The following is a 24,858-nucleotide window of genomic DNA, read 5'->3' on the forward strand; positions in this document are numbered from 1 at the left end:
GTCCGCAAACGGCGGAGGGGTGGCCTGGCGCGCGGACGTCAGATGCCGGCTTCGCGCACGTCGGCGCGGGCCTGGGGAGATGCGGTGCCCTCGCGCGGGTCGGGCGTCTCTGTGCGGTGATCGAGCTCGCGGGCCTCGCGCTCGTCGCGACGGCCCTCGGCGAGGAACGCCAGCCGGTTGAGGCACTCGTGGTTGCGCAGGACGAGCAGCGGCTTCCACAGCAGGCGGGGGAGGATCGACGCCGCACCCGACACCGGCTCCTCGACGATGGTCACCGCGGTGCCGTGCTCGTGGGCGCGGGCGTCGATGCGGATGACACCACGACCCAGGATGCCGGCCTGCGGCCGCAGGCGAAGCAGGCGCGGCGGGTCCCACTCGACGATCTCTGTCTCGTCGTGGATCATCACGGGCCAGACGCCGAGCGAGTGATGGATGCGGGAGCCTTCGCGCGGCCACTCCGGGTCGACGTCGCGCATGCGCGCCGCCCCGACGACCCACACCGGGTACAGCCAGCCGTCGGACAGCACCGCGAAGAGATCGTCGGGCGTGCAGCGCATCAATCGCGTGTTGCGGGCGGCCATGGCATCCCCTCGGTCGTCGTGTCTCGACTGTAGGGGGCGGATGCCGTGGGTCGGGCGGGTCTTGACGTGTGGGGCGGAGGAGCTGGTCGCTGCAGGTGCGTGGGGTGGGCGGTGTGCGGAGGTCGTGGCATCCGGGTCTGGGGTGTGCGGCTCGCGGTGGCGTCGAGCGTGATGAGCGGAGGGGATGGGGGGAGGGGAGGGCGGGATGCCGGGGATTTGTCCTCCCTTCGCCCCGAATCCTCCGCTCGTCGCGGGGTGGGTTCGGCGGGCTCGTCGCGGGGCGGTGTGGGCTGGCTTGGGGCGGCGGGCGTGACGAGCGGAGGGGATGGGGGGAAGGGAGGGCGGGATGCCGGGGATTAGTCCTCCCCTCGCCCCTGGCCCTCCGCTCGTCACGAGAGCGCCGGCGGTCAGTCGCGGGTGATGTCGGTCACCACGCCCTTCGCCAGTCGCAGGCGGCGACGGGCACGGCGGGCGACCGCGGAGTCGTGCGTGACCACGACGAGCGTCAGCCCCTCGGCGTTCAACTGCTCGAGCACGTCGAGGATCTCGTCGCGCATGCGCTCGTCGAGGTTGCCGGTCGGCTCGTCGGCGAGCAGCACGCTGGGCTGCTTCGCGACGGCGCGGGCGATCGCGACGCGCTGCTGCTGACCGCCCGACAGCTCGCCGGGCCGGTGGTCGGCGCGATCGTCGAGGCCGACGCGCTGAAGGGACTCGGTCACGCGCCGGCGACGCTCAGCCCGGTCGAGACCGAGCGGCTCGAGGCCCATGTCGACGTTCTCGGCGGCGGTCAGGGTGGGGATGAGGTTGAAGCCCTGGAACACGAAACCGATCTGCTCGGCTCGCACGCGCGACAGGTCGGCGTTCGAGGCTGCGGCGATGTCGACGTCACCGAGCATCACCGACCCGCTCGTGGGGCGGTCGAGGGCGCCGAGCATCTGCAGCAGCGTCGATTTGCCGCCGCCGGTGGGTCCCTGGATGGTGACGAAGTCGCCCGCGGCGATGTCGAGGTCGACGCCGGCCAGGGCCTGCACGGTGCGATCGCGCTGGCGGTAGGTGCGGGTCACACCCTGCAGACGGTAGGCGGTGGTGGTGAGGGTGGGGGCGGTGAGAGTCATGATGTCTCCTTCGAAGGGGTGCCGGTCAGGCGACCGAGCGGAGGGCGGCAGCGGGGCTGAGGCGGGCGGCGCGCCATCCGCCGAAGGCGCCGGCGAGCACACCACCGAGGACGGCGATACCGACGGCGGCCACCACGACCACGGGGGTCACCGGCGCACTGAGCACGATGTCGGTGGCCTGCGCGGCGGCCTGGCCGAAGCCGCCGGGGCCGCCCGCACCGGGTCCGCCCTGACCGCCGGGGCCGGCCGAGGTCGCCGACGACACCGAGACGGTCGGCGAGATCACGTTGACCAGCAGGATGCCGCCGAGCCCGAGGATCAGACCGGCGATGCCGCCGAGCAGGCCCTGGGCGAGGGACTCGCCCGCGACCTGGCGCACGATGCGGCCGTTCGACCATCCGATGGCCTTGAGGGTGCCGAACTCCCGCGTGCGGCGGGTGACGCCGGAGATGGTGAACAGGACGGCGAGGGCCAGGGCGACCAGCAGGACCACGATCGACAGCCAGGTGCCGAGGTTCGAGATCATCGACGACGCGCTCGACAGCGAGCCCGAGACGGTCGCGGCGAGCTCGGACTGCGAGCTGACGGTGGCATCGGGCAGCGCGGCGGCGATCTCGCCCTGCACCGCGTCGATGGCATCCGCCGACGAGGCCTGCACGTACACGGTCGACACGACGTCACCCACACCGGCCAGACCCTGGGCGACATCGAGCGGCAGGTACACGTTCGCGGCGGTGTCGGCCTCGGCCGAAGACGATGCCACGATGCCGACGATCTGCACCGCGGTGCCGGCCACGTCGACCGTGCCGCCGACGGCGAGTCCCGCGCTCGCGGCGTAGGTGGCGTCGACGACGGCGACATTCGCGCCGGCGTCGGACGCGTCGAGCGCGCGGCCCTCGCTGACGGTGACCGCCGAGAGGGGACCGACGGATGCCGCGGGGTCGACGCCGAGCACGCTGAACGAGTCGATGCCGAAGGCGCTGCCGCCGTCGCCGCCGGGACCACCGCCCGCCGGGGGCTCGCCCATCTGCTGGTCCTGGCCCTGGGTGGCGCTGCGGTCGGGCATCTGTCCCGAGAACGTGGTGTTGGTCAGCGACAGCGCGCCGGTGGCCGCCGAGACGCCGTCGAGCCCGGCGACGGTCGAGACCGTGGAGGCGTCGAGCGTGCCCCGTCGCACGTCGGTCATCAGCCGCGACTGGCTGAGGGTCGTCGTGCCGTCGCTGGTGGCGCCGTCGTCGGCGCCGAAGTCGAAGCGCGGGCCGCCGCCGCCCTGTCCCGGTTCGCTCTGCGCGCCGGTGACGGTGAGGTCGGTGCCGACGCCGTAGACCGACGACAGGGCCTGCGACTGGGCGTCGCGCACGCCCGCCGAGAGGGCGTTGACGACGATGACGAGGGCGATCGCGATCGCGAGTCCGACCGCGACGATCACGGTCTGTTTGGTGCGGCCGGCGAGTTCGCGCCGCAGGTAGGTGCCGTACATGCTTCTCCTTCCGGACGCGGGGTGCGGCCGTGCCCCAAACGTACGAACGGCACCCTCACCGTTCCCTCACCGTTTCTATGAAGCGCGTATGTCGCGTGACTCGGGCGGCTGGGAGCGTGCATGCTGGCCTCGTGACCTCCCGCCCCGCCCCCCTCACCCGACCCGACGGCTCGCCCATCCGCGCCGTCGTCGTCGACGACGAAGCCAACCTCAGCGACCTGCTGCGCATGGCGCTGCAGAACGAAGGATGGGAGGCCCGTACCGCCGCGAACGGTCAGGAGGCGCTGAACGTCATCCGCGAGTTCGCCCCCGACCTGCTCGTGCTCGACATCATGATGCCGGGGCTCGACGGCATGGAACTGCTCGCGCGCATCCGCGCGGCGGGCAACGACGTGCCGGTGCTGTTCCTGACGGCCAAGGACGCCGTCGAGGATCGCATCGCCGGCATCTCGGCGGGGGCCGACGACTACGTCACCAAGCCCTTCAACCTCGAAGAGGTCGTCGTGCGGCTGCGCGGCATGGCCCGTCGGCACGTCGCGGCCGTCGCCGACGCCGATCCTCGGCTGCGCGTCGGCGACCTGACGCTCGACGAGGAGTCGTACGAGGTCGAGCGCGGCGGCATCCCGATCAAACTCACCGCGAAGGAGTTCGAGCTCCTCCGCTACCTCATGCAGAATCCGCGCCGGGTGCTCAGCAAGGCGCAGATCCTCGATCAGGTGTGGAGCTACGACTTCGGCGGCAACGGCAGCGTCGTGGAGATCTACATCTCGTACCTGCGCAAGAAGATCGACACGCTCGGCGAGCCCCTGATCCACACCGTGCGCGGGGTCGGCTACACCATCAAGGCGTCATGACACGCGCCCGCTGGACGCTTCGCCGAACCCTCGTCGTCGGCGCCAGTGTGCTGGTCGCCCTGGCGTTCGTCGTGATGAGCCTGGCGACGATCGTGGCGCTGCGCTCCTTCACGCTCGACCGCCTCGACCAGCAGGTGAGCGAGGGCCTGTCGTTCGCCGTCGGGCGCGACGGCTTCTCGCCACCCGGCGGCGGCTCACGACCGTCGGGGGCGGATGACGACGGCCCGGCGCAACGCGTCGGCACCCTGCAGGCGGTGATCGGCGGCGACGGCACCGTCGAACGGTCTGGATACACGCGGGCGGACGGGACGCAGGTCGCGCTCAGCGAGGAGCAGATCGCGCTGCTGCGCGCGGTGCCCACCGATCGCACGCCCACCACCGTCGATCTCGGCGGCGACCTCGGCGCCTTCCGCGTGGCCGCGGCCGTCGACGACGGCTCCACCGTCGTCGCGGGCAGCTCGCAGTCCGACGTCACCGCCACCACCTCGGCGTTGACGGTCATCCTCGTCGCCGTCTCGGCGGTGACGCTGCTCATCGCGGTGCTGGGCCTGTCGCTCTTCGTCCGACGGAGCCTGCGCCCGCTCGACCGGGTGGCGGGGGTCGCGCAACGCGTGTCGACCCTGTCGCTCAGCGCGGGCAGCGTCGACATCCCCGACCGGGTCGAACCCGCCGACACCGACGCGGCGACCGAGGTCGGCCGGGTGGGGTCCTCGCTCAACGAGTTGCTCGGACACGTGCAGTCCTCCCTCGCCGCACGACAGCACAGCGAGGACCAGCTGCGGCGCTTCATCGCGGATGCCAGTCACGAACTGCGCACGCCCCTGGCGAGCATCCGCGGTTACGCGCAGCTCTCGCTCGGGGAAGACGCGCCGATGACGCCGACCCAGGCCCGCTCGTTCGACCGGATCGAGTCGGAGGCCCGGCGCATGGCATCCCTCGTCGACGACCTGCTCCTGCTGGCACGGTTGGATGCCGGTCAGCCGCTGCGCCGCGAGGAGGTCGAGCTCACGCTGCTCGCCGTCGACGCGGTCACCGACGCGCAGGCGGCGGATGCGACGCACGAATGGCGGCTCGACGTCACCGACGACCTCATCTCGGTGACCGGTGACGAGAACCGGTTGCGCCAGGTCGTGGCCAACCTGCTGCGCAACGCCCAGACGCACACCCCGGCCGGGACGACGGTGACACTCTCGCTCGCGCGCGAGGGAGCCGAAGCGGTGCTGCGGGTGGCCGACACCGGCCCGGGCATCGACCCGGGTGTGGCCGACCGGCTGTTCGACCGCTTCGCTCGCGCCGACGACGCCCGGAACCGGGATGCCGGGAGCACCGGCCTCGGACTCTCGATCGCGCAGGCGATCACCGAGGCGCACGGCGGCACGATCGCGGTCGAGAGCGAGCCCGGGCGGACGGTGTTCGAGGTGCGGCTGCCCGCGTGAGGCGCGGGCGGTCGTGGTGCGTGCTCACGCCGAGGTCGTCTCGCGCGAGCGGCGGAGCGCGGACGGCCGTGGTGCGTGCTCACGCCGAGATCGTCTCTCGCGAGCGGCGCAGCGCGGCGGTGAGCTGCACCGCACCGCGCAGGGTGAGACCGGGGATGTAGCAGCGCACGAGCGCGACGCCGATCGCGGGCAGGAGCGCCGGATCGGGGGAGACCATCCACAGCGGGGAGAACTCGGGCTGGAACTTCTTCTTGAACGTCGCCAGCGACCGGAAGCCGTAGGCGGGTTCGAGAAGGGCGCTGAGCACGTCGAGTCCGCGCTCGATCGAGCTGCGGTCGCCGTCGTCGACGGCATCGTGCCGGGCGAGCGGGGAGCCCGAGAGGCTCATCACCGTCATGCCGTCGGCGCGGAGCTGCTCGACGGCCCGGCCGATCAGGAACTCCATGACACCGTTCATCGCCCCCTCGCGGCGACGCATCACATCGAGCGCGTAGCCCGCCACGGCACCGTCGCGGTGGACGGGGATCCAGCTGGTGAAGGCCACGATGCGATCATGGGCGTCGCGCGCGAGCAGGAGGCGCACGGCGGGGTCGGCGAGCTGGTCGGTGGAGCCGAGCGTGAACTCCATCTCGGGGATGGTCTTGTCGGCGACCCACGCCTCCGAGATGTCGCGGATCTGGGCGCGCGCGACCACGCTCACGGCGCTCCAGCGGGTCCATTCGGCCGTGACCCCCTCGCGTTCGGCGCGGTTCGTGGCCGTGCGGACGTCTTGACGCTTCTTGCCGGTCGGCATCCACGTCTGCGGGTCGAGCGACGCCTCCTCGGCGACGCGCAGCTCATGCCAGCCCAGGAATGCCAGTCGCGCGCGGTCGGCGTCGTCGACGCTGTAGAACACCGGCGTCCATCCGCGCTCCTCGCAGAAGTCCACGAACGCGGCCGCCAGGGCGGGGTCGTCGCGGTCGGGCCCGAACGGACCGCCGAGGGTGACGGCGAACCGACCGCGCACCCGGTAGGCGATGGCCGCCTCGACGTCGGCCGCCAACCAGTACGAGTTGCCCTCCCACAGGGTCATGTGGGCGAGGGTGTCGCCGGAGCCGGCGGCGAGCAGCGCCTGGGCCCGCTCACGGTCGGGTGCGCCGGCGGTCGCGCGGGAACCCACGACGAAGCGGACGGTGGCGCCGATGACGACGACCCAGAACGCCAGCGGCAGCAGGTACCACGTGGCCTGGGCTTCGACGGTGACCGGGACGAACGACAGCGCCTCGCTCGGCAGCAGCGACGGGGGGAGGAGCCGGAGCGGAAGCGTCGCCAGCACGGCGGGAAGGCTCGGCCACGGCCGGAACCCGCTCGAGAAGGTCAGGATGCCGAACACCGCCAGCACCAGCGTTCCCCCCGCCGCGATGGCGAGCGTCGCGACGAAGCGTCGACGGACGGCAGGGGCGGACGCGATCTGCGCGGCGGAGCGGAACCGGATGAGCACGAGGGCGGCCGCGAGGGGCAGGAGCGCACCGACGACCATGCCGAGCAGGGTCTGCCACACGTCGATGGCCGCGTAGCCCGAGCGGGCATCGGCGAGCTGCCGGAGCGTGTCGGTCTCGGTGAGGGCGATCACCGCCGTCATCGCCACGACGGTCAGCAGGTTCATCGCGACCGCGAGGTGCAGGGCGCCGCGGCGACCGCGCAGGATGCCCCAGGCCGCGATCAGCAGGACCACCTGCGGCAGGGCTGCGATCCACCCCGCCCAGGGCTGCAGCTCGGCGTAGTCGCGCAGCGGCAGCGCACACGGCGCCGCGTCGGAGCCGATCGCGCACACCGTTCCGCCGGTCGACGCGAGGGGGTCGTAGGAGAGCCAGCCGTACACCGAGAGCAGGCCGGCGCCCGAGCCCCAGACGGTCGCGACGACCGGACCCACGGCGAACACGACGGTCAACGCGGCCAGAAGCACCCGCTGCTCGCTCCGGGAGCTGCGCAGGACGCCGGCGGAACGGGTGCCGCCCATCAGCAGTCCCGCACCGGCGCCGACGGGAAGGGCGATGAGCGCGTACATGTCGCCGGCCGAGGCGGCGTAGAGGAAGAGCGTCACGGCGAACACCACGCCGATGAGGCGGACGCGCCGGCGCCACCGCGGTGCCGCGAAGCAGCTGGCGGCCAGCGCGACGGTGAGGAGCGCGGCGAGGGGAGGCGCCCCCGCGGTCGGCGGGGCGTTCAGGGGCACGACGGGGATGACGTTCTCTTCGAACGCCGCGAGCACGCGTCCGAGCACGCCGACGACGAGGCCGCCGCCGAAGAACGCCGCGAGCAACCGCCGTGTGCCCATCACGGCCTCGGCGGCGACGCACACGACGAGGGCGAGGGCGAGGACGACGACGAGGGCGAGCGGATCGTCGACGCGTACGAGCGAGAGCAGCATCTCGCGTACGTCGAACGACGCGCCGGGCGTCCCACCGCCGGGGGTGGCGATCGAGACGGTACCGGTGACGATCAGCAGCGCCGCGATCGACAGGGTTCCGACGTGACGTCGCAGAAGAGCGGTGAGTCGACCGGGCGAGGCGGTCGCGGCGAGGCGGTGCGCGTCACCGCGTGGTGCCGTCGGTTGCGGCGCGGCCGGAACCGCCGGTGCGGGGGCGGACACCGTGGGGGACGACACCGGCGACATCGGCTCTCCGTTCGACACGGACGCCGAGGCTCCGGCATCCGTTCTCATCCTTTCTGCGGGCCGGGCCGCGGTCATCGGCCGGACGGCGGGGCAGCGCGTCCGATCGGGTGCCGCGGTTCGGGCCGGACGGCTCACCGCACGGCGGTCTTCGCCGGCCACAGGCGCCGCACCATGAGCGGTCCGGCGACCCCGTGCAGCACGACGCTGCCGAGCACGACCATGCAGGTGGCCGCCAGCACGAGGAAGCCCTCCTCACCGGGCAGCGCGTTCGCCGCGATCAGGCCGAAGACGATGGATGCCGCGCCCCGGGGCCCCATGGCGGCGACGAACAGGCGCTCCTTGGCGGTGGCCTCGCTGCCGACGAGCGCCAGCAGGACGGGGAGGAAACGGCCGAGGGTGAGGGCGACCAGGGCGAGGACGATGGCGGGCCACCAGTCGTAGGTCTCGCTCAGCAGGATGATCGACGCGAACCCGAAGGCGAGCCACAGCAGCAGGTTCAGCAGCCAGGAGAGGTCTTCGAGCAGCGCGATCTCGGCCGCGACGAGCACGTCGGTACCGCGGGTGAGGCGTACCGCGACTCCCGCGACGAAGACGGCGACGAAGCCGTTGCCCTGGAGCATCAGGGCGAGGCCGAACACCACGAGGGGCGCGGCGATGAAGGCAATGCGCATGCTCTGCGGTTCGGTCCAGCCCCGGCGGTCGGCGAACCGGATGGCCGCGCCGATCGCGGCGCCGGCGACGGCGCCGACGGCGATGGCGATCAGCCCGGCCGGGGCGGCGACGGTGAACGCGCGACCGGCGTCGCTCGACGAACCCGCCGAGGCGAAGGCGACGGCCCCCAGGAGGAACGGCGAGACGAGGCCGTCGTTGTAGCCGCTCTCGATGCTCAGCCAGCGCCGCACGCGCGCCGGGACGCGCTCGTCACGCACGAGCGAGGTCTCGGGAGAGAAGTCGGCGGGGACCGAGATGCAGGCGATCGCCAGGATGACCGCGATCGACAGTCCGAGCGGCAGGACGAGCCCGACCGCGAGAACGAGGACCAGCGACAGCGGCAGACCGATGCCCAGCAGTCGTGCGGGCACGCCGGTGAAATGCGACCGCATCGACCCTCGTACCTCGAGGGCGTCGACGAAGAGCAGATAGGCGAGCACGATCTCGGCGAAGAAGAGCGTCGCCTTCGACTCCAGGAACAGCGGCGCCTGGGCCGGCAGCAGCGCACCGCCGAGCAGGCCCAGCGCGGTCATCACGATGGGGCCGTTGACGGTGGCCTTGCGGAACACCCGGCTCCACAGCGCCCACACGAGCAGCGCGAGTCCGATGACGAGAAGGGGGACGGACACGTCGTGCTCCAGAGCGGTGAGAGGGCGAGGGGAGACCTCAACTGGGGGTGAGATCGACCTCGAGGTCGGCGATGTCGGGAAGGAGTCCCTGCGACACGGTCAGCCGGACGATCACGGGTTCTCGGTGACCATCCTGCCGGGAGTCGCGCGCGCTCACGCGGAAGACGACCCCGTCGGCGGCGTCGGTGCGGCTCAACGCGATGCGATGACCGGCGTCGACCCAGCCCTCGTCGCGCGGGAGCGCCAGGCGGGCCCGCCCCGCGGAGTCGCCCACCAGCTCGAGCGTGGCCGTCGCGTCGGCGCCGAGCGAGGCGATCGGTGCGGTGCGCAGATCCGCGACCGCGCGGACGCCGGTGTCGGCAGCTGCGCGCGGCTCGGTCGCCGCCTGGATCTGCGCCACTCCCTGTCCGCGCAAGCCGAGCGGGACGGCCGTGACGACCACGACGCTGACGACGACGGCGACGGCCAGGGCGATGCCGCCGAGCACGAGATTGCGCCGAGCGCGGGCGGCCGCGACGACCTGCGGTGCACGAGAGGGGCTCACTGTTCTCCTCCGATCGGTGGCGGGACTCCTCCACTGTCGCAAGTCGACCCACGGCGGCGGACCGGCCGAACGGGTAGGCGCCGGTCCGTTCGGGTACACGACGTCACCGCGCCCCCGAGCCCAGCCCCGACTGCATACCCTGGGCGAATGGCATCCCCCGTCGCCGCCCCCATCCGCGTCGTCGTCGTCGACGATGAGGCCCTCATCCGTTCGGGCTTCCGCTACATCCTCGACGCCGCGTCCGACATCGAGGTGGTGGGCACGGCCGACGGCGTCGACGCCCTCGACGTGCTGGCCGACGCGCGCCCCGACGTGGTGCTGCTCGACATCCGGATGCCGGGACGAGACGGGTTGGAGGTGCTGCGCGAGATCCGCTCGCGGGGGTGGGACATGACCGTGGCGATTCTCACCACCTTCGACTCCGACGATCACATCGCGGCGGCCCTCGAGGCGGGTGCGGCGGGATTCCTCGTCAAGGACACCGACCCGCGCCAGCTCCCTCAGCTGGTGCGCACGCTGCACGGGGGTGGCGTGGTGTTCTCGCCCACCGTGAGCCGGGCGGTCGTCGCGGGGTACCTGCGACCCGAGGCGGGTGCGGACGCCGGTCTCGTCGCCGCGCTCACCGACCGCGAGAAGGAGATCCTCGTGCACCTCGGCCGAGGGTTGTCGAACATCCAGATCGGTGCGGCGATGTTCCTCAGCCCGGCGACCGTCAAGGCGCACATCAGCACGATCCTCGGCAAGCTCGGGGTCGAGGGTCGGGTGTCGGCGGCGCTCGTGGCCGAGCGCGCGGGTCTGCTGCGCGACGGGGACGGTGTCGGATGACGCGGCGCGCCGTGCTGATCGACATCGCGCTCGTCGCGGTGGCCGCGGTCGACGGCATCCTGAATCTCTACACGACCAGCGCTCTCGAGCTCGGGCTGACCCTGGTGGCCGCGCTCGGCTTGTTCCTGCGACGTCGCCTTCCGGTGGTGTCGGTGGCTCTCGCCCTGCCCGCTCTCTTCCTGACCGCGGGCCCGATCGCGTCGGTCATCGCCCTGTACTCGGTCGCCTCGCGCGTGCGGTCGACCACGGTCGTGGCGGCGACCACCGCGGCGACCTTCCTCGGACTGGCGCTGTCGTGGGAGGAGTTCGCCTCGCTCGACGACGTGGTGCTCGCCCTCGTGTACGCCTCGATGACCTCGGGCGGAGCGCTCGCGATCGGACGCCTGCGCCGCAGCCGCGCCCGGCTGGCGGCGAGCCTCGACGAGCTGCGGCGCGCTCGCGAGGAGGAGACCCGGCTCGCCGCCCGCGAGGCCGTCGCGGAGGAACGCGCGCACCTGGCCCGCGAGATGCACGACGTGGTCTCGCACCAGGTCAGCCTGATCACTGTGCAGGCGGGCGCGTTGATGGTGCGCAAGGACGACCCCGACGTGGTCGAGACGGCCGACACCATCCGTGTGCTCGCCGCCACGACGCTCACCGAACTGCGGCAGATGCTGCTGGTGCTGCGCACCGACGCGCCGGAGGCGGCCCCTCTCACCCCGCAGCCCACCCTCGAGCACCTGCCCGCGCTGCTCGAGGCGGCCGACGGAGGCGTCGACGCATCCGTCTCGCTTCCCGACGGCCTTCCCCCGGTCGTGCAGCGCGCCGTGTACCGCGCCGTGCAGGAGGGCCTGACGAACGCCCGAAAGCACGCTCCGGGGGCGCGGGTGCGGGTCGGTGCTTCGTTGGTCGACGGGAGCGTGCTGCTGCGGGTGAGCAACGACGCCGCGCGCGAACGGCCGGCGCCGGTGGCCGCGACGGCGCGTCTGGGCCACCTCGGTCTCTCCGAGCGTGCGCAGATGCTCGGCGGCACGTTCCGCGCCGGTCCCGAGGGCGATGGCGGGTACGCGATCGAGCTGCGTCTTCCGGTGACCGGTCCGGTCGGCTGACGAGTCCCGTCCCGGAAGCGGCCCGTCGCCTCTCATCGCCGGCGTGGGTTCAGCTGCGGGGTCACTGCGACGACGACCCGTGATCGCTCGGCGTCTCATAGGAACGCCCAAGGTTCGATGAGGGGCGCGTTTGGGTGACGCCGCCACCATCATGGACATGCACACGAACTTCCTCTCACGCTTCCGCCGCCCCGCCGCCGACTCCTCCGTCCGCCGCGCTCGCCCCCTCACCACGCTGGCCGCCGGCGTCGCCCTGATGTCGATCGCTCTCACGGGATGTGCGACGACGGTCGAGGCCACCAGCACCGCGACCCCGACGACCTCGGTCTCCGCCTCGGCATCCGCCACCGCCACGACCACCACCACCGACAGCGACGGCACGTCGGCCACCACGACGGCCGAGACGATCGCCGACACCACTGCCGCGGCCGAGGCGTTCCTCGCCACGCTGTCCGATGAACAGCGCGACGCGGTGCTCTACGCCTACGACGACGAGACCAAGACCACGTCGTGGTCGAACTTCCCCATCACGTTCGTGGAGCGCGCGGGCCTGAACCTCGCCGACCTCACCGACGAGCAGAAGACCGCCGCGCTGAAGGTGCTCGAGTCGCTGCTCAGCGACGAGGCGTACGAGACCGTCAGCAACATCATGGCCGGTGACTCCTACCTCTCGGAGTACTCCAGCTCCACCGACGCCGACGTGCTGGGCCAGTACTACATCGCCTTCTTCGGCGACCCCTCCGACACGACCGCGTTCGAGGTGCAGTTCGGCGGGGACCACCTCGGCATCAACGCCACCCTCGACGGATCGACGGATGCCATCACCTTCGCCCCCACCCACCTCGGTATGCAGCCGGCCGACTTCACCGATGATTCCGGCACCGAGATCCAGTCGTTCCAATACATCTACAGCGACGCCTTCGCGTTCTTCGACAGCCTCACCGCCGAGCAGCAGGCCACTCTCACCTCGGGCGATGTCACCATGTGCGCGCCCGGCGACACCTGCGACTACCCCAGCGGCTCGGGTCTGACCGGTGCCGATCTCACCGACGAGCAGAAGCAGCTGTTGCTGAACCTCATCGCCAACTGGGCCGGCATGGCCGACGAGCAGACCACCGCCGACGCCCTGGCGAAGATCGAAGCCACCCTCGACACGACCGTCATCGCCTGGTCGGGCGAAACGGTCTACGACATGACCACCGGGAACGGCATCAACTTCTCGATCTCAGGACCCAACGTCTACATCGCCTTCCAGGCCCAGCAGGGCTCGGCCGGCGCCGACGTCGACGGCGTCACCACCTCGGGCTGGGGCCACGTGCACACCATCTACCGCGACCCCACCAACGACTACGCCAACAGCGTCACCCAGCAAGCCGCCACCGGCATGGCGGGCGGCCCGGGCGGCGGCGCTCCCGGCGCCTGATCGCCTCCCCGAACGGACGGCCGGCTCTCACCCGAGGAGCCGGCCGTTCTCGTCACGATGCGGCACCTGCCTGGCACTCAGAGGCCGCGCGCAGTCTCTCGTGCCGTGGCTCGCGCGCACCCCCGACGCGCTGGGTGCCCGGATCGCGTTCGCCGCGGACACCCTGATGCATACGCCTTTCGCGCCGAAAGAAGCGAACGACGGGTTTCCGGCGGAGCAGAACGCGGGAACGCCGAACGGCCCATCCACGCGGATGGGCCGTTCGGCGTTTGGGAGTCGTCAGCGGGAGGGCGTCGAAACCGTGTCCTGTTCGGGCTGGTCGCTCTCCAGGTCTTCCATCATCATCTGCTTCGCTCCGCCGCGGCGGCGGAGGGACAGCACGGTGATGATCACGGCGCCGAGGGCGAGCACCGAGTAGAGCGCGATGGTGAACGGGCTGGTGATGAAGAACAGGGGGTCACCCTCGCCGACGCTCACGGCGCGGCGGAATTCCGTCTCGGCGAGCGGTCCCAGGATGACGCCGATGAGCACGGGAGCGATGGGCATGTCGAACCGGCGCATCAGGAAGCCGAGGGCTCCCAAAGACAGCAAGATGACCAGGTCGAATGTCGAGGCGCTGATGGAGTACACGCCAAGGCAGGCGAGCACCGCGATACCGGAGTAGAGGTACGCCGCGGGGATCTTCAGCAGCTTCGCCCACAGTGGGGCGAAAGGCAGGTTCAGTGCGAGGAGCACGATCAGGCCGAGGAAGAGGCTGGCCAGCAGTGCCCAGACGATGTCGGGGCTTCGTTCGAACAGCAGGGGGCCGGGCTGCATGCCGTACTGACGGAATGCAGCGAGCATGATGGCCGCCGTGGCGCTGGTCGGCAGGCCGATCGCGAGGAGTGCCCCCATGGCGCTTCCTGCGGTGGCGTTTCCGGCCGCTTCGGGGCCGGCGACACCGCGGATGGAGCCGCGGCTGCCGAAGAAGGGGTCTTTGCGGCGCTTGGCCAGACGCTTTTCGACGGTGTAGGCCAGGAAGGAGGGCACTTCCGCGCCGCCGGCGGGGATCGCACCGAACGGAACGCCGATCGCCGTGCCGCGCAGCCACCCGGGAAGCGCCTCGCGGAATTCGTTCCATCGCAGCCACGGGCGGCCGGTCTGGATGATCTTGGCGCGGTTGTGGTTTCGATGGATCCGGGATGCCAGGAAGAAGACCTCGCCCATCGCGAGAAGGCCGACGGTCACCACGACGATGGATACGCCGTCGAAGAGCTGGGGCACCCCGAGTGTGAAGCGTGCGGTGCCGGAGACGCCGTCGATGCCGACGATCGAAATGAGGAGGCCGATGGCGAGAGCGCCGATGCCCTTGAGGAACGACTCCGCGACCACCCACGAGATGGCGATGAACGCGAAGACGGCGAGAGCGAAGTATTCGGCGGGTCCGAAGGCGGAGGCCAGCTGCACGATGAGCGGAGAGAAGAACACGACCAGGGTTGTGGCGATGAGCCCCCCTGTGAAGTCGCCGATGGCGCTGGCGGCGAGGGCCTTGGCGGCGCGTCCGTCTTTCGCCATCCGATGACCTTCGAAAGATCCTGCGATGGCGGACGCACTGTTCGGTGTATTGAGGAGGATGCCGGCGATGGAGTCGCCGAAGAGTCCGCCGTAGTAGACGCCGGCGAACATGATCAGGGCACCGACGGGGTCCAGGGAGAACGTGACCGGGAGCAGGAGCGCCACGGCCATGGCGGATCCGAGGCCGGGCAGGACGCCGACGGCGGTACCCAGCAGTGCCCCGATGAGCAACCACAGCAGGTTCAGGGGGGTGAGGGCGTCTGCGAAGCCGCCCAGGAGGTTGTTCAGCTGATCCATGAGGACACCGCTCCGATGACACCAGTGGGCAGGTTCAGGCCCAGGCCGATTGAGAATGCGATCTGCAGGATGGCTGCGAACGCGAGTGAGATGAGGACGTTCCGTCCGAGCGAGCGGCTGCCCAGCGCGAAGCTGAGGGTGAAGAACAATGCTGCCGCTGACAGGAGCCACCCGACGAAGGGCATGACGATGACGAACACCACCAGCGATCCGACGACGATTCCCAGCGTCTTGAAGTCGCTGCCCGGGTGCGGCTCGGTTTCCGCCTGAGCCGGTGCGACGGGCCTGCGGGATGTGATGACGGCTCCGATGCCCATCGCCAGTCCGGTTCCCAGGAGCAGGGCGGCGATGATGGTCGGGAAGAACTGCGGCCCGATCTCGCTGTTGCCGATGACTTTCATCGTTGCCGTGTTGACGGCGGTGAAGATGCCGAGGGCGACGAGGACCGCGGGGAGGACGAGTTCGCCCGCGAGCGTGAAGCGGCGTCCCTCCGGGGTGCGGGACTGCGTGGAGTGGGTGGTGGTGGTCATACGCCTGCCTCCTTCAAGAGCGTGGCTGTGCTGGCGATCTGCTCGTCGATGAAGAGGTCGAGTTCCGGCTCGGTGATGATGAACTCTTCCCACTCGTTGCGATCCACCGCGTCAGCCCATTCGGGAGTTGTGAACATCTCGGCGAGGATGGCGGCGATCTCTTCGCGTTGGTCGTCGGAGAGGCCGGGCGGGGCGACGAAACCTCGCCAGTTGGGCATGACGACGTCGATGCCCTGCTCGGCGAAGGTGGGCATGTCGATTCCCTCGACCGGCTCGTTCGAGGTGATCCCGATACCGCGGACGGTTCCGCCGGCGATCTGATCGCTGATCTCTCCGTAGCCGGATACGCCGGCTGCCACCGTGTTGGACAGGATCGAGGCGAGAACCTCTCCGCCTCCGGAGTAGGCGATGTAGTTCACATCGGAGGGGCTGATGCCCACTGCCTGAGCGAGAGCGATCACGGCCAGGTGGTCAGCGTTGCCCAGGGCGCCGCCGCCGATCGGGTGCCCCGCCGGGTCCGCCTTCCACGCTTCGACGAACGCTTCAGCGTCGGCATAGGGGGAATTCGCCGGGAGGACGATGACGGGGTAATCGGTCGTGGCTGACGTGATCGGTGTGACGTCGTCGAGGGTGGTGGTGCTCTGCGTGATCTCCACGCCGCCGACCATGGCGGAGCCGACGACGAGAATCGTGTCGTCGGCTCCGTTCAGCTCCGCGACGGTTTGCAGGCCGACCGTGCCTGACGCGCCGGGTACGTTGACGACCTGCACGTTTCCGGAGAGGCCGTTCGCCCGCAGGGCGCGCTGCGCTTCACGCGCAAGCGAGTCGTATCCACCTCCGGCTGATCCGGGCACCACGATGGTGAGGTTGCTGCGCGGTCCGCCGGTACTGCTTCCATCTGCCGCATCTACGACGGCAACCGACACCGTTCCCGCGGTGATCACGGCCAGGATGGCCAAAGACAGGGCTCGCTTCATTGCTGGGGTCTCCGTCGACTCGAGGTGTAGACGGTATTATTCGCGCAAGAAAGACCAGAACGCAAGCCCGGCTTTCGCTGCGCGCTGCTTTCAGCTCAGGTTGTCTTCTCCGCTGCCACGGTGGTCAGGTGCTCGCGGAGGAAGTCACTGGCGTCCAGCCTCCGGTCCGCGAGCAAGAGGCCGACCAGGGTGACGTGCTCGTTGCAGCGGACGATGGCGCGGTCGGGGTTGAGTGCCTGGCGGTACTCGATCAGCCGTCGAAGCTTGTTGATCCGGTCCAGGCTTTCGACGATGAACGAGTTTCCGCTGCACTCCGCGATCGTGCCGTGCAGGCGGGTGTTCAGCTCGAAGATCTCCGAAGGCGACACGTCGTAGACGCGCCCATCCACGAGCGCCTGCTGTTCCTCTCGTCGCCGGATGAGTTCGGCCCGGTTCAGCTCGAACGTCGGCTCCAGGATCGCTCGGGGTTCCACCATCAGGCGGAAGCGGTAGCTGTCCTGGTACGAACGCATGGATTTCAGGACGGGGAGGAATTCCCAGCCGTGACCTGGGAGCGAAACCGCCCAGCCCTCGTTGGAAATGCGGCGAGTCAGGCGATTCACTTGCCCCCGGCTGAGGCCGTACCGCCGAGCGAGTGCAGACTCCGACACCCGATCCGGCAGGTGGCCCTCGAGGTGGTCCTCGACGATGCGGTCGTATGCGTCGTCGCCCGCTTCCACGGCCGTGATCGTCGGAAGATCGGGGGTGGTGGCCACCTGATAGCGGCCGGTCTCCGTTCTGTCGACGTAGCCCTCATCCAGGAGGCGCTGCAATGCGCGGCGCACAGGCGAACGCGAGACCTTGAAGCGCTCCGCTAGCGCACGCTCGGTGAGCCGGGTCCCCTGCGCCAGTCCCTCGTCATGAACGAAACGAAGGATCGCGGCGCAGATCTGGTCTACGAGAGCCGTGTCCGTGCCCTGGCTCGTCGAGGCGGTCGTCAGCTCTGCGCTCATGCGCATGAGTTTGACACACCCGGTACCAGAGTCGACCGCTAATGGTATTTTAGGCTTGCAAAGGACCGAAAGTGAGCGTAGCTTTACCGCGTCACTCCCCACCACAGCAAGCGAGGAAGCTATGCCTGAGATCGAGGCGCACGGCCGCGGAGACGCCATCGACACGCACGTGCACGTTTTCGACCCGGCGCGCTTTCCGTACGCTTCCCCGCGGAACTACACCCCCGCCGAGGCGACGGTGTCTCACCTGCGGGATCACCTGCGCCGCGTCGATGCAGCGCGGGTCGTTCTCGTCCAGCCCAGCGTTTACGGTGCGGACAACGCAACGCTCCTCGACGCCCTCAATGAGTTCGGGTCCGATGCGCGCGCTGTCGCCGTCATCGACGAGAGCACCACTCCCTCCGACATCGACATTCTGAAGGCTGCCGGCGTTGTGGGGCTCCGGCTGAATGTGCGCTCCAACCCGGATGGGAACCGGGAGGACATCGCCGCGCAGCTCGCCGACGTCCTCCATGTCGCCGCACGCCACGACCTGTTCGTTGAAATCTTCGCCAGTGCAGTCTCCATCGGCCAGGCAAGCGATGTCATTGCGCGTTCGCCCGTGCCGATATTGCTGGATCACTACGGCGGGGTTCATGCGCACGGCGACGACAGCGTCACCGGACTCCTGCCCGTAGCGGAACTACTCGGTCTGGGCCATGTGTGGGTGAAGCTCTCCGCCGACTATCGAGTCGGTCGGAAGGCCGATACCGAGGCGGTTCTTCCTGGCGTCGTGCGTCATCTGCTCGAGGTGCGCACAGACCGTCTTGTCTGGGGTTCGGACTGGCCGCATACCGGTGGCGGCACAGACCGCAAAGCACGCGGCCCCTACGACATCGAGCCCTTCCGCTCCGTCGACAGCGCCGCCGATCTGAACGCGCTGCGCCGCTGGATCGCGGACGCATCCGCCGAGCGTGCCGTCCTCACGGAAAACGCCGAACGGCTCTACAACTTCGCGCCTGCCGACGCGACAGCACCTCTGAAAGGACAATGATGTCTCACACCACCCAGAAGCCGAAGACGGCTCAAGACATCCCCCGCTGGCGTCGCGCCTGGTGGAAGCTGATGGATTTCGACGTGGGCATCATCCCGCTGCCGATCTACATCCTGCTCATCGCGCTGATGGTCGTGTTCTCCCTGATCGACGGGATCGGAACCGAGCTGGCCTTCGTCATTGCCATCGCCGCGGTCTTCGCCTTCACCCTCGGGGAGATCGGCAACCGCCTGCCCCTGCTGCGTCAGATCGGCGGTGGCGCCATTCTCGTCACCTTCCTCCCGTCGCTGCTGGGCTTCCTCGGCTGGATCCCCGAGCCGATGGTCACCGCCGTCGGAGACTTCTTCAACGACACGAAGGTGCTCAACCTCTTCATCGCGGCCGTGATCGTGGGAAGCATCCTCAGCATGGACCGATCGATCCTCATCAAGGGGTTCGTGAAGATCTTCATCCCCCTCATCGCAGGCACACTCCTCGCAACCGGGGTCGGAATGCTCTCGGGGCTGCTTTTCGGTATCGGCGCCCACGACACCTTCTTCTACATCCTCGTCCCGATCATGGCCGGCGGCGTCGGCGAAGGCGCCATTCCCCTCACCCTCGGGTACTCCCAGATCACGGGAGCCGACCAGGGAGAGCTGCTCGCCCGAGTTCTCCCCGCCATCATGGTCGGCAACCTCACCGCCGTCATCCTGTCCGGCCTGTTGAGCTTCATCGGGAAGCGCATCCCCCGCCTGACCGGAAACGGAGAGCTCGCCCCCCACAAGATCGACATCGACTCCGACGCCGATTCCGTGAAGCTCACCGGCAAAGACATGGTGAAGGCCGTCGCAGCCGCGGGCATGGTCGCCGTCTCGCTCTACCTCGTCGGCGTCCTCGCTCACGAGATCCTGTCGTGGCCGGCGCCCGTGGTGATGCTCTTCCTCGCCGTGGGGCTCACCCTCGCCCATCTGGTCTCCCCGCGCATCAAAGCCGGCTCCAAGATCGTCTACCAGTTCGCCATCACGGCATGTGCGTTCCCCATCCTGTTCACCTTCAGCCTCACGCTGACGCCGTGGGAAAGCCTCATCCAGGGTTTCGCGCCCGCCAACCTCGTGACAATCGTTCTCACGGTCACCGGGATGGTCGCAGGCGGGTTCCTGGCCTCCCGACTCGTGAAGCTCTACCCCATCGAGGCGGCAATCGTCACCGCCACCCACAGCGGAATGGGCGGCGCCGGCGACATCGCCATCCTCACCGCCAGCAACCGCATGCAGCTCATGCCGTTCGCCCAGATCGCCACCCGCATCGGCGGCGGACTCACCGTCGCAGCCGCCCTCATCCTCTACGCATTCATCGGCGCCTGACCGCCACCTCACGAAAGGCACACACCATGGACATCCTCGTACTCCCGGGCGACGGCATCGGCCCCGAGATCACCGACTCCACCCTGCGGGTGCTCACCATCGTCGACGACGCCCTCGACCTCGGCCTGCACGTCGAGACCGCCGACATCGGTCTCAAGAGCCTCGCCGATCAGGGCACCACACTCCCGGAGACCGTCCTGACGCGCATCCCGGAAGTCGACGGCGTCATCCTCGGACCGGTCTCGCACTACGACTACCCGACGAAGGCCGAAGGCGGCTACAACCCCTCTGCCGAGCTTCGCGTGCAGTTCGAGCTTTTCGCGAACGTCCGGCCCTGCCGCTCTCGCGAGGACCTCAGCATCCTGCGTACCCCCATGGACCTCATCATCGTCCGGGAGAACACCGAAGGCTTCTACTCCGACCGCAACATGTTCGCCGGGTCGGGAGAGTTCATGCCCGACGAGAACAGCGCCTTCAGCATCCGCAAGATCACCGCCGCCGCCTCCGAGCGAGTCGCCCGCGCCGCATTCGAACTCGCGAAAGGCCGCAACAAGAAGGTCACCGCCGTCCACAAGGCCAACGTCGTCAAGCTCAGCGACGGTCTCTTCCTGCGCGAAGTGCGCAAGGTCGCCGCGGACTACCCCGACGTCGAGCTCAACGAGCTCATCGTCGACGCCGCCGCCGCCGCACTCATCAAGCGTCCCGAGCAGTTCGACGTCATCGTCACCACGAACATGTTCGGCGACATCCTCTCCGACGAGGCCTCCGAACTCTCCGGAAGCCTCGGCCTCGGCGGCTCTCTGAACGTCGGCTACGACATCGCCGTCGCCCAGGCGCAGCACGGCTCGGCACCCGACATCGCCGGGAAGGGCGTCGCGAACCCGACCTCCCTCATCCTCTCCGCCGCGATGCTTCTGGATTGGCGTGGTCGCCGCGACGGACGCGACGACCTGATTCGCGCTGCCGCAGCGCTCGAGACCGCCGTCGAGGCCACCCTCGACGACCTCTCGACCCGCACGCGTGACATCGGCGGCACGCTCGGCACGGTCGACTTCACCGATGCCGTCGCCCATCGGCTCGAGGCGGCGCTGGCGCAGCCGGCCACCGTCTGAATCACTCGCGCCGACCTGAAAGGACTCCCATGGCTATCACCTCCGTGAACCCTGCGACCGAACAGACCATCGCCACCTTCGAGATCGACACACCCGAACAGGTGGAGCACAAGCTCGAGGCGGCCGCACGCGCGCAACGTGAATGGCGTCGCACGGACATCGCCGATCGCACCGCCCTCCTGACCCGCATCGCCGAAGTGCTCCGCGAGGGCAAAGAGGAGTACGCGCAGGTCATCACCGCCGAGATGGGCAAGCCCATCGCCGAATCGCGGGCAGAGATCGAGAAGTGCGCCGTCACGCTCGACTACTACGCCGAGCACGCGCCCAAGTTCCTGGCCAACGAACGCGTCGCCTCCAACGCAAGCGAAAGCGCGATCGTCTTCGACCCGCTCGGGGTGGTCCTCGCGATCATGCCCTGGAACTACCCGTTCTGGCAGTTCTTCCGCTTCGCCGCCCCGGCCCTGGCCGCAGGCAACGCACCGCTCCTCAAGCACGCCAACAACGTGCCCCAGTCGGCTCTGGCAGTCGAAGACATCGTGCGCCGTGCCGGCGCCCCCGAGGGGCTGTGCACGACCCTCATCATCGACGCCAAGGACGTCGCCGCTCTCATCGACGACGACCGCGTCGCCGCCGTCACCCTCACCGGCTCGACCCAGGTGGGCCGCATCGTCGCCTCCCAGGCAGGCAAGGCTCTGAAGAAGCAGGTGCTGGAACTCGGCGGCTCCGACCCTTTCATCGTCCTCGCCGACGCCGACATTCAAGAAGCGGCGAAGGTCGCCGTCAAAGCCCGATTCACGAACGTCGGCCAGAGCTGCGTCAACGCCAAGCGATTCATCGTTCAGGAATCGGTGGCAGATGAATTCGTGGCGGCCTTCGTGGACCACGTATCAGCGCTGAAGGTCGGCGACCCGACTGAAGACGACACCAATATCGGACCCATGGCGCGCGGCAACCTCCGCGACGAGCTCCACCAGCAGGTGCTTCGCACCCTGGAGAACGGCAGAACCGTCCTCAAGCTCGGCGGCGCGCCCCTGGACGGCCCCGGGTTCTACTACCCGCCGACGGTCATCGATCAGGTCGAACCCGGCGACACCGCCTTCGACGAAGAAACCTTCGGACCCGTCGCGGCCATCATTCGCGCGCGCGACGTCGACCACGCGATCGAGCTGGCGAACGACACCGAGTACGGACTCGGCGCCGCCCTTTGGACGCAGGACCTGGATCTCGCCCGGCGTCTGACCAGGCAGATCGACGCCGGCGCCGTCTTCGTCAACGGCATGGTCGCCTCGGACGCCCGACTGCCTTTCGGCGGTATCAAGGCGTCCGGGTACGGTCGCGAGCTCGGCGACTACGGTCTCCGCGAGTTCGTCAACATCAAGACCGTGTGGATCGGCCCCGCAAAAGCCGCTGCCCCCACTACGGGCGAAAAGATCGGCGAGTAATCGATGAGCGTCGCCGGCATCACTTCTCAACCGACCCATGTTTTCCGTCCCGACGAGTTGCCGTCGAAGAACCGCGGGGGCGGAGCCAAAACCGTCCCCCTGGTGACAGCCGCGCGGGGAGGAACCACCTACCTCAACGGCGTCACCATCTTCGAGCCCGGCGCGGCGATCGGCCACCACATCCACAACGTCGCCGAGTCCGTCATGGTCATCGAGGGCAACGCGATCGTCGACATCAACGGCGAACGCACCGCGCTGAACACCTTCGACACGACGTTCGTCCCCGCCAACATCCCGCACCACTTCGAAAACGCCTCTACCACGGAGGAGATGCGCATCCTTTGGACGTACGGCTCACTCGACGCGACGCGCACGCTGACCGAGTCGGGGGAGCACGGGCGTGTCGACGCGGAGTCGGCGGATACGGGCGCTTCCTCGACCAGGATCGTCACGGAGATGGCAACCATCACGGTCTTGCCCGGGCATGAGAAGGAGTTCGAGCATGCCGTCGCGACGGCCGCGCCGCTTTTCCAGCAGGCGCCCGGGGCGAGAACGTTTCGGTTGGAGTCCTCCGAGGAGGAACCGACGATGTATCGCCTCTTCGTCGGTTGGGAAAGCGTAGAAGATCACGTCGACCTCTTCCGCAACTCGCCCGCTTTCGCAACCTGGCGCGCCCTCATCGGACCCCATCTCGATGGGCCGCCGCACGTCGAACACCTTCGCAACGTCATCACTGCTTTCTGAGCGAGCGGATCTCCGGACGTGCGTCACGCCCCGGAGCCTGCGAGCCGGCGCATCCTGTCGAACTCGAGATCGGTCGAGCTCGCCGGGATGCGCCGGTGAGAGCATGATGCGACCGTGGTGCTCGTCGTCACGTGAGCCCACTGCCCTCTCGTCACGATCGTCACCGCTTCACGCGTCGGGAGCAGGGTCCCTCCAGGATGCGCGCGGCGGAATGCCCTCACGAATCCTTCGCGATGGTTGGGGGCGGGCGGCGGCCGATGACGGTCAAGCCTCCGCATGCGACCGCGAAGGCGAGACCGAGAATGACCCACCCCGTGACGCCGGTGCCGAGGACGAGGGGGAGCGCGGCACCGGGACCGATGATGCGGGCGAGGGAGTACGCGGTGGAGAAAGTGCCTTGGTACTGACCCTGCAGCTCTGGCGGGGAGTGGTGGAAGGCGAGATGCCAGGCAGCCAGCCCTCCGAACATCTCTCCCGCCGTCAGCGCCATGATCCCCACGAGCACGATGAGCGACGAGGTCAGCGGTGTGCCCAGCGACGCTGACCCGATCAGGACGCATGCCGCGAAGTTGGCGATTCCGCCGATCCAGGCGAAGCGAGAAGCGTCGTTGTCCGAGCGGAGTCGTGACGCGATCGTCGTCTGGAAGAGCACGATCAGAACAGTGTTCAAAGCGAGCCCGGCTGCGGCCAGCCACGAGGGGCTCGCCGTTCGCGTGGATACCCAGAGCGGCAGAAGCACGCTGAGCAGCGGCATGGCGACGAACAGAATGACCGACAGCCCCGTGACCAGCATGAAACGGCCGTCGCGCAGGGCAGTGAGGCGAGGTCCCGCCCTCAAGACGGGTGTGGTAGGCGCCGCCGGCAGACCGATGAAGGTGGCGCCCGCGACAAGTGCCACGAGAGCAGCGGTGGCGAAAGCCCACGGGGCGTACTCCGTGAGGTTCAACGCCACGACGAGAACACCGACAACCGTGCCGAGACCGAGGCCCGCGTTCTGCATGGTGTAGATGATCGCCCGCGTGCGGATCCTCCGTGCGGGATCCGCTTGGGCCGCCACGATGCCCTGTCGTATCGCGTTCAGGGAGACCTGAGCGACGAAGAAGCACATGGCCCCCGCCATGAAAGTCGGAACGTTGCTCGCGAGGGCGTACGTACCCAGCGCGAGCGCAGACAGGGCCGAGAGCGCCATTCCCATCCGGTGCAGACCGATGCGGTCCGCAATGACCCCGAGGGGTGTGGCCAGTACAAGAGAGGCTGCCGCGCCGGCTGCCAGTATCAGACCGATCGTGACTTCCGGGATGCCGACGGACTCGTGGAAGTACAACACCGCCAACGACACCGCGACGCCGTCCACCGTCGACCCCAGCAGCTGCGCCACGACCATCCGGCTCAGAGCGCGCCTGCTGCCCCGCGCTCCCTCTTGCCATTCACTCACGTGGCCATTGTCGGTGAGGCGCAGCGTCGGCGGCGACGCCCGCAGCGGTGCGTCAGC

General features: G+C 69.3%; 21 protein-coding genes. 10 read left to right on the top strand and 11 right to left on the bottom strand.

What is annotated here, in order from left to right:
- Positions 1 to 38 precede the first annotated feature (38 nt).
- From AS029_RS15765 to AS029_RS15775, 3 genes are all read right to left on the bottom strand, one after another.
- Positions 39 to 581: an SRPBCC family protein gene (locus AS029_RS15765; RefSeq protein ID WP_058233551.1), complete on the bottom strand. Its 543-nt coding sequence runs from the start codon at positions 579 to 581 to the stop codon at positions 39 to 41.
- Between the two features lie 407 nt (positions 582 to 988).
- Positions 989 to 1,696, bottom strand: a complete 708-nt coding sequence (locus AS029_RS15770) for an ABC transporter ATP-binding protein (RefSeq protein ID WP_058233552.1) — start codon at positions 1,694 to 1,696, stop codon at positions 989 to 991.
- A 25-nt stretch (positions 1,697 to 1,721) separates the two neighbouring features.
- Positions 1,722 to 3,176, bottom strand: a complete 1,455-nt coding sequence (locus tag AS029_RS15775; protein ID WP_058233553.1) for an ABC transporter permease — start codon at positions 3,174 to 3,176, stop codon at positions 1,722 to 1,724.
- Positions 3,177 to 3,253: 77 nt separating this feature from the next.
- On the opposite strand from AS029_RS15775, the gene AS029_RS15780 reads away from it, so the two are divergent.
- Positions 3,254 to 4,030 carry a response regulator transcription factor gene (locus tag AS029_RS15780; protein WP_058233554.1) on the top strand — a complete coding sequence of 259 codons (777 nt, stop codon included), beginning with the start codon at positions 3,254 to 3,256 and terminating at the stop codon, positions 4,028 to 4,030.
- Entirely contained in the window at positions 4,027 to 5,466 is a 1,440-nt protein-coding gene (locus AS029_RS15785) for a sensor histidine kinase (protein ID WP_058233555.1), read from the top strand. The genes AS029_RS15780 and AS029_RS15785 overlap by 4 nt, the downstream gene beginning before the upstream one ends.
- 79 nt (positions 5,467 to 5,545) lie before the next feature.
- On the opposite strand, the gene AS029_RS15790 is transcribed toward AS029_RS15785, so the two are convergent.
- From AS029_RS15790 to AS029_RS15800, 3 genes are all read right to left on the bottom strand, one after another.
- Positions 5,546 to 8,140 (bottom strand): bifunctional lysylphosphatidylglycerol flippase/synthetase MprF, encoded by a 2,595-nt coding sequence (locus AS029_RS15790; protein WP_058233556.1) that lies wholly within the window; start codon positions 8,138 to 8,140, stop codon positions 5,546 to 5,548.
- Between the two features lie 113 nt (positions 8,141 to 8,253).
- Positions 8,254 to 9,462, bottom strand: coding sequence for a cation:proton antiporter domain-containing protein (locus tag AS029_RS15795; protein WP_058233557.1), 1,209 nt, complete (start codon positions 9,460 to 9,462; stop codon positions 8,254 to 8,256).
- A 37-nt stretch (positions 9,463 to 9,499) separates the two neighbouring features.
- Entirely contained in the window at positions 9,500 to 10,006 is a 507-nt protein-coding gene (locus AS029_RS15800) for a hypothetical protein (RefSeq protein ID WP_058233558.1), read from the bottom strand.
- A 147-nt stretch (positions 10,007 to 10,153) separates the two neighbouring features.
- Between AS029_RS15800 and AS029_RS15805 the strand changes: the two genes are divergently transcribed.
- The 3 genes from AS029_RS15805 to AS029_RS15815 all read left to right on the top strand — a co-directional run bounded on the left by AS029_RS15805 (position 10,154) and on the right by AS029_RS15815 (position 13,342).
- Complete coding sequence (locus AS029_RS15805; RefSeq protein WP_058233559.1) at positions 10,154 to 10,831, top strand: response regulator transcription factor; 678 nt, start codon at positions 10,154 to 10,156, stop codon at positions 10,829 to 10,831.
- On the top strand, positions 10,828 to 11,919 hold the full coding sequence (locus tag AS029_RS15810) for a sensor histidine kinase (RefSeq protein WP_058233560.1): 1,092 nt from the start codon (positions 10,828 to 10,830) through the stop codon (positions 11,917 to 11,919). The genes AS029_RS15805 and AS029_RS15810 overlap by 4 nt, the downstream gene beginning before the upstream one ends.
- A gap of 157 nt (positions 11,920 to 12,076) precedes the next feature.
- A complete protein-coding gene (locus tag AS029_RS15815) occupies positions 12,077 to 13,342 on the top strand; it encodes a DUF3500 domain-containing protein (protein WP_058233608.1) in 1,266 nt (421 codons plus the stop codon).
- A 279-nt stretch (positions 13,343 to 13,621) separates the two neighbouring features.
- Here AS029_RS15815 and AS029_RS15820 read toward each other — a convergent pair whose 3' ends face one another.
- The 4 genes from AS029_RS15820 to AS029_RS15835 form a co-directional block, all read right to left on the bottom strand.
- Complete coding sequence (locus AS029_RS15820) at positions 13,622 to 15,193, bottom strand: tripartite tricarboxylate transporter permease (protein ID WP_058233561.1); 1,572 nt, start codon at positions 15,191 to 15,193, stop codon at positions 13,622 to 13,624.
- Positions 15,181 to 15,723 (bottom strand): tripartite tricarboxylate transporter TctB family protein, encoded by a 543-nt coding sequence (locus tag AS029_RS15825; RefSeq protein ID WP_058233562.1) that lies wholly within the window; start codon positions 15,721 to 15,723, stop codon positions 15,181 to 15,183. Before AS029_RS15825 ends, AS029_RS15820 begins: the two co-directional genes overlap by 13 nt.
- Positions 15,720 to 16,700, bottom strand: coding sequence for a Bug family tripartite tricarboxylate transporter substrate binding protein (locus tag AS029_RS15830; protein WP_058233563.1), 981 nt, complete (start codon positions 16,698 to 16,700; stop codon positions 15,720 to 15,722). The genes AS029_RS15825 and AS029_RS15830 overlap by 4 nt, the downstream gene beginning before the upstream one ends.
- Positions 16,701 to 16,795: 95 nt before the next feature.
- Positions 16,796 to 17,692 (bottom strand): GntR family transcriptional regulator, encoded by an 897-nt coding sequence (locus tag AS029_RS15835; RefSeq protein WP_074615979.1) that lies wholly within the window; start codon positions 17,690 to 17,692, stop codon positions 16,796 to 16,798.
- Positions 17,693 to 17,813: 121 nt separating this feature from the next.
- Here AS029_RS15835 and AS029_RS15840 point away from each other — a divergent pair, with 121 nt between their 5' ends.
- From AS029_RS15840 to AS029_RS17080, 5 genes are read left to right on the top strand one after another with little or no spacing between them, the layout of a single operon-like run.
- Positions 17,814 to 18,725: an amidohydrolase family protein gene (locus AS029_RS15840; RefSeq protein WP_058233564.1), complete on the top strand. Its 912-nt coding sequence runs from the start codon at positions 17,814 to 17,816 to the stop codon at positions 18,723 to 18,725.
- A complete protein-coding gene (locus AS029_RS15845; RefSeq protein WP_058233565.1) occupies positions 18,725 to 20,068 on the top strand; it encodes a 2-hydroxycarboxylate transporter family protein in 1,344 nt (447 codons plus the stop codon). Before AS029_RS15840 ends, AS029_RS15845 begins: the two co-directional genes overlap by 1 nt.
- A 26-nt stretch (positions 20,069 to 20,094) precedes the next feature.
- On the top strand, positions 20,095 to 21,180 hold the full coding sequence (locus tag AS029_RS15850) for an isocitrate/isopropylmalate dehydrogenase family protein (protein WP_058233566.1): 1,086 nt from the start codon (positions 20,095 to 20,097) through the stop codon (positions 21,178 to 21,180).
- Between the two features lie 29 nt (positions 21,181 to 21,209).
- A complete protein-coding gene (locus tag AS029_RS15855) occupies positions 21,210 to 22,622 on the top strand; it encodes an NAD-dependent succinate-semialdehyde dehydrogenase (protein WP_058233567.1) in 1,413 nt (470 codons plus the stop codon).
- Positions 22,623 to 22,625: 3 nt separating this feature from the next.
- Positions 22,626 to 23,366, top strand: coding sequence for a cupin domain-containing protein (locus AS029_RS17080; RefSeq protein WP_082642355.1), 741 nt, complete (start codon positions 22,626 to 22,628; stop codon positions 23,364 to 23,366).
- 217 nt (positions 23,367 to 23,583) lie between these two features.
- On the opposite strand, the gene AS029_RS15865 is transcribed toward AS029_RS17080, so the two are convergent.
- On the bottom strand, positions 23,584 to 24,801 hold the full coding sequence (locus tag AS029_RS15865; protein WP_139168160.1) for an MFS transporter: 1,218 nt from the start codon (positions 24,799 to 24,801) through the stop codon (positions 23,584 to 23,586).
- Positions 24,802 to 24,858: the final 57 nt, after the last annotated feature.

It is taken from the genome of Microbacterium enclense (assembly GCF_001456955.1).
GTDB lineage: Bacteria > Actinomycetota > Actinomycetes > Actinomycetales > Microbacteriaceae > Microbacterium > Microbacterium enclense.

Coding starts and splice junctions, on each gene's coding strand:
- AS029_RS15765 (WP_058233551.1), bottom strand. CDS start 581: ATGGCCGCCCGCAACACGCGATTGATGCGCTGCACGCCCGACGATCTC.
- AS029_RS15770 (WP_058233552.1), bottom strand. CDS start 1,696: ATGACTCTCACCGCCCCCACCCTCACCACCACCGCCTACCGTCTGCAG.
- AS029_RS15775 (WP_058233553.1), bottom strand. CDS start 3,176: ATGTACGGCACCTACCTGCGGCGCGAACTCGCCGGCCGCACCAAACAG.
- AS029_RS15780 (WP_058233554.1), top strand. CDS start 3,254: ATGAAGCGCGTATGTCGCGTGACTCGGGCGGCTGGGAGCGTGCATGCT.
- AS029_RS15785 (WP_058233555.1), top strand. CDS start 4,027: ATGACACGCGCCCGCTGGACGCTTCGCCGAACCCTCGTCGTCGGCGCC.
- AS029_RS15805 (WP_058233559.1), top strand. CDS start 10,154: ATGGCATCCCCCGTCGCCGCCCCCATCCGCGTCGTCGTCGTCGACGAT.
- AS029_RS15810 (WP_058233560.1), top strand. CDS start 10,828: ATGACGCGGCGCGCCGTGCTGATCGACATCGCGCTCGTCGCGGTGGCC.
- AS029_RS15815 (WP_058233608.1), top strand. CDS start 12,077: ATGCACACGAACTTCCTCTCACGCTTCCGCCGCCCCGCCGCCGACTCC.
- AS029_RS15820 (WP_058233561.1), bottom strand. CDS start 15,193: ATGGATCAGCTGAACAACCTCCTGGGCGGCTTCGCAGACGCCCTCACC.
- AS029_RS15825 (WP_058233562.1), bottom strand. CDS start 15,723: ATGACCACCACCACCCACTCCACGCAGTCCCGCACCCCGGAGGGACGC.
- AS029_RS15830 (WP_058233563.1), bottom strand. CDS start 16,700: ATGAAGCGAGCCCTGTCTTTGGCCATCCTGGCCGTGATCACCGCGGGA.
- AS029_RS15835 (WP_074615979.1), bottom strand. CDS start 17,692: ATGAGCGCAGAGCTGACGACCGCCTCGACGAGCCAGGGCACGGACACG.
- AS029_RS15840 (WP_058233564.1), top strand. CDS start 17,814: ATGCCTGAGATCGAGGCGCACGGCCGCGGAGACGCCATCGACACGCAC.
- AS029_RS15845 (WP_058233565.1), top strand. CDS start 18,725: ATGTCTCACACCACCCAGAAGCCGAAGACGGCTCAAGACATCCCCCGC.
- AS029_RS15850 (WP_058233566.1), top strand. CDS start 20,095: ATGGACATCCTCGTACTCCCGGGCGACGGCATCGGCCCCGAGATCACC.
- AS029_RS15855 (WP_058233567.1), top strand. CDS start 21,210: ATGGCTATCACCTCCGTGAACCCTGCGACCGAACAGACCATCGCCACC.
- AS029_RS17080 (WP_082642355.1), top strand. CDS start 22,626: ATGAGCGTCGCCGGCATCACTTCTCAACCGACCCATGTTTTCCGTCCC.